Source organism: uncultured Paraglaciecola sp. (assembly GCF_937123705.1).
Lineage (GTDB): Bacteria > Pseudomonadota > Gammaproteobacteria > Enterobacterales > Alteromonadaceae > Paraglaciecola.
The window spans coordinates 1-3803 of the sequence record NZ_CAKZKO010000061.1; the positions used below are offsets into that span (position 1 = coordinate 1).

Here is a 3803-nt window from a genome sequence, read left to right on the forward strand (position 1 = left end):
GGACGGGGGGCGGGATAAAAAATAACTCCATGCCTGTTTGTTCCTCCTCAGCATAAAGGAGTTCGGGGCTGTTCACCGCCCTCAGCAAATCACACCGAGCCGTGCAGTGACATCGCCAGTTTTTGCAGGCGCGGCAGCCACGGCTGAGCTTGTTCTAGCTGCGCGGCTAGGCGATACAATGTGGCTTCATCACCAAAGCGCCCAGCAAACATAACACCAATAGGCAAGTTCTGAGCATTCCAATACAGCGGTACCGACATTGCCGGCTGGCCTGTCATATTATAAATCCCCGTATAAGCCGATGCCGCAGCGGCCGGGCCAATAAACGATTCGTAGGATTGTTCCATCGACAGCGCACCCAGTTTGGCTGGGGGCATTGCCATCGTAGGGCTTAGAATTAAATCATATTGCTGCATAAACGCACCGAGAGTGCGGCTTGCTTGGTGTGCAGCATGGCGTGCTTCATGATGCGCGACAGCATCTATTTTTAGCCCATCTCTGAAGGAGTTTAGGCTGATAGGTTCGAGCTCGTGATCTTTAAGTTTGCGACCGAGTGCTTTCTCACGTGCGGTGACTTTGCTTGCTACTAAGGTGTTACTCAAGGTACCTAGTGCTTGCCATAGCGCCATGGCGTTGATTTGTGGTTGCGCTTCTTCAACATGATGCCCCAGTGAAGCGCAAAGTTGTGCCACGTGATCTACCGCTTTGATACAGTCGTCTGCCACTGGGATATCTAGCATGGGATGGCGTATAAGCGCGATACGCAATTTTCCTGGTGCGCGCTGGATTTCATCTAAATAAGGTCGTTCTCTAACGGGCGTAGCATAAGCATCTCCAAGCCCAGCTCCTTGGCTGATATCCAATAAAGCCGCACTGTCACGCACTGTTCGACTAACCACATGCATGGCACTTAAACCATCACGTGTTTCATAGGCATTTGGCCCCATCGGCACCCGTCCACGTGTCGGTTTTAAACCAAATACGCCACAAGCAGCTGCAGGTATACGGATAGAGCCGCCGCCATCACTGGCATGAGCGGCCGGTATAATACCCGCTGCAACAGCCGCTGCCGCGCCACCTGATGAGCCGCCGGCGCTATGCTCTAAATTCCAAGGGTTGTGAGTGGCGCCAAACAACCGGCTCTCTGAGCTGGGTGTGCTGCCAAACTCGGGGCTGTGGGTCTTGCCAAAAATAACCAACCCTGCACGGCGATATCGCTCTACCAAGGTCGAGTCATAAGTAAAGCGCTGATCTTTAAAAAATACCGAACCTTCTGTGGTGACGGTGTTCGCCATGGCAATACCCAAATCCTTGAGCAAAAACGGCACCCCACCGAAAACACCATTAGGTGCACTTTGGCGAGCCACCTCACGCGCCAAGTCATAGTGCTTTAACACGACCGCATTGATTTCCGGGTTAACCGCCTCAGTGCGGGCGATAGCGATCTCTAACAGCTCAAGCGGGCTTGCTTGCTTGCTACGCACCAATCCCGCCAAGCCCAAACCATCATAGCTAAGGTATTCGCTGTATTTCAGTGCAGTGCTGGCGCTGAGGTGGCTGCTAGCCAGCAGTGAACCTGCTGATAAAAGGGCACTGCGTTGAATCAATTCTCGGCGTGACAGGGCCATAGTTTTCTCCATACAAGGTAAACGCAATCACCAGTTTAGGCGATGCGCTAGCAATGGCTCAAATTAATAGAAATTAATAAGGGGGGAGAGGATAACTGGGGTCAGATGAAACTTAATTTCGGTCATAGACTTAAGTTACCATTGACCCTGCTAGCAATAAGGATGGAGTGATAAAAAATTAACCTGCTTCTATTTAGGCGTGTTGATCGTCGCAACGACATACAACAACGCTGTCATCCCTGATTGCCAGCAAGTATTATTGTTGCTTTTTAAACTAACGGCGAATCAGTTATGTATATCGGTGAAAGACTCAACAGTATCAGTCACTTAGTCGGTGCAGTGTTATCACTTGTCGGTTTCGGCGCACTGTTAACGGTAGGCGTTCAAAGTGGTCAGCCGAATATCCTTTGGGGTTTTTCAATTTTCGGGTTTGCGCTGGTGTTGCTGTATACCATGTCTACTCTTTATCACAGCTTTCAACATCCACCATTAAAAAAGTATTTCAAGCTGTTAGACCACATTTCTATCTACCTGCTGATTGCCGGTAGTTATACCCCTTTTATCATCGTGACGCTGGACACACCGGCCGGCTGGCTGATCTTGAAAATAGTTTGGGGGCTGGCGATTGTTGGTATTATGTCAGAGATTTTTTTGGCGGGGCGAGTGATAAAAGTATGCCAGTTGGTTATCTATCTAAGCATGGGTTGGGCCTGTTCTTTTGAATGGAATAACCTCAAACAAACACTGCCACCAGCCGGTTTTAGCTGGCTTTTGATTGGCGGTCTTGCCTACACCGTCGGAGTGATTTTTTATGTGCTCGACAAATTAAAGCGGCTGAATCATGCGCATGGGGTCTGGCATTTTTTTGTGTTAGCAGGCTCTTTAGCCCACTTCATTGCGGTGCTTGGCTATGTGCGATAGGGGGGGGTTAGCACAGTATTGGTGGGGGTCAGATGAAACTTAACTTTGGTTATTGATTTAATTTTTATCTGGCTCGTTAGTACAAAGGCCAATGAAAGCCGTCGGCTTGCATTTTTTCGACTAAATTTTCGATCAGTATTTTTTCATTTATAAAAATTTTCTTTGGTCAATTGAGTTAAATTATGGAAAATAAATTGGAAGGCGGTTGCTTTTTTCGGTCTGTCGAATATGTTGTTGAGGATAATTTTTCGAAGCTTATTGTTTGCCATTGCACACAATGCCAGCAGATTACAGGCTCTTCTCAAGCATCGAATTTACTTACCGATCTAGATAATATTATATGGCTGAGAGGTAAAGAAAAATTAATCCGCTACGATGACCCAGAGAGAGATTTTACTAAAGTATTTTGCTCGCAATGTGGGTCTGGTTTGCCATTTGTAAACAAAAGTAATACCCACCTCATTGTTCCTGCTGGATCATTAAGGCAATCCCCATCATTCAAAACACGAGTCAATCTTTTTCCCTCAGAGCAGCCTTCATGGCATCGAAATAGTGACTATTAGCTGGGCCCTTTTCATCGGCGGGTTTGAGTGAGCGTATTTTGCTATCTGATTAACTCATGAACCCTAGACACCTATGCAGTTCGTTGGGTCCTAAAAATGATGGGCCCTGAAGACCCATCACAAAACCCATTATTTAGGCCTAGATGTGCAGGGTTCTTAAAAGGCGGCAATGAAGGGGTTAAAACGAAAAAGCCCGCTATTACCTAGGCCCCAGGATTTTCTTGTGTTTCATTGGATCTAAATTTGGTAGAGCCGGGGGATTGGTTCTCAGCTGCGCTGCGAATCCCTGCGGGACCGCCCATGCGGGCGTCGTCTCCGGTCGCTTCGCTCTCTTCGGCTGAACCCAGGTTATAAACTCAAAACCTTTTTGTAAACTGCAACCTTTCGGCGTTGTTTATTTTGAACGCAGTGAAAGCGCCTATCAACGTAAAGGATGCTGACTTCTGATGCCGCACTCCAGACTTGCAGGAAGCCGAATTCGCGAGCGCAGGCTTGTGCTGGGACAAAAGCAGGCGGCGCTGGCCAAAACGGTTGGTATTTCTGCCGCATATTTGAACTTGATCGAGCATAACCGCCGTCGTGTTGGGGACAGTCTGCTGGATGCGATTGCGAAAGCGTTAAAAACTGATCCGGCAGTTCTGGCGGAAGGGGCCGAGGCGGCACTTTTAGGTGCGCTTAGTGAGGCTGACAA

At 48.3% G+C, this 3803-nt stretch carries 4 protein-coding genes; 3 read left to right on the forward strand and 1 reads right to left on the reverse strand.

Annotated features, from left to right (window positions below; genetic code table 11):
* Positions 1-89 precede the first annotated feature (89 nt).
* Positions 90-1628, reverse strand: a complete 1539-nt coding sequence (locus Q0688_RS10275) for an amidase (RefSeq protein ID WP_299075633.1) — start codon at positions 1626-1628, stop codon at positions 90-92.
* A 291-nt stretch (positions 1629-1919) separates the two neighbouring features.
* Between Q0688_RS10275 and Q0688_RS10280 the strand changes: the two genes are divergently transcribed.
* The 3 genes from Q0688_RS10280 to Q0688_RS10290 all read left to right on the forward strand — a co-directional run.
* A complete protein-coding gene (locus Q0688_RS10280; protein ID WP_299075636.1) occupies positions 1920-2549 on the forward strand; it encodes a hemolysin III family protein in 630 nt (209 codons plus the stop codon).
* 182 nt (positions 2550-2731) lie between these two features.
* Positions 2732-3112, forward strand: a complete 381-nt coding sequence (locus tag Q0688_RS10285) for a GFA family protein (protein ID WP_299075639.1) — start codon at positions 2732-2734, stop codon at positions 3110-3112.
* A gap of 446 nt (positions 3113-3558) precedes the next feature.
* The coding region (locus Q0688_RS10290) for a helix-turn-helix transcriptional regulator (RefSeq protein WP_299075642.1) at positions 3559-3803 on the forward strand (245 nt) is incomplete at its 3' end.